1 pseudogene is annotated in these 402 nt (G+C 37.1%); it reads left to right on the forward strand.

What is annotated here, in order from left to right:
- Positions 1-402: pseudogene (locus AVJ20_RS18115) on the forward strand (MobA/MobL family protein); the annotation flags it as partial.

Here is a 402-nt window from a genome sequence, read left to right on the forward strand (position 1 = left end):
TAAATCTCAACCTAGAAGAAGAACGCCTGCAAGAACAACAGGTTCAACAGATCGACAACGCATATGATGACTTCATCCGGTGCCAAGATATTTATGCAGAATTTGCCAATCAGTTTTACACCATTCAAAGCAATGCTGCTGATAATCAAAAGCAGATTGAATCAAATCTCACCAAGACAAAACGATGGTTAGCAGAAAACAAAAGCGATTTTTACCTACATACCAATAATTTGTTTTATGACTCTTACCATCATACTTACAGAGATATAAAAAAACCTGATTTTTATGCGACTGAAAAATCAGTAGAACAGGCAAAAAATGAGAACTGGAGAGAATACGCAACCGAGGTCGAACAACTTGCTAAAGAATACGATATTGAGAATGTCGTCCAACGCTTAGGTC

The organism is Acinetobacter sp. CFCC 11171, from assembly GCF_003268405.1.
In the GTDB taxonomy this organism is placed as follows: Bacteria; Pseudomonadota; Gammaproteobacteria; order Pseudomonadales; family Moraxellaceae; genus Acinetobacter; species Acinetobacter amyesii.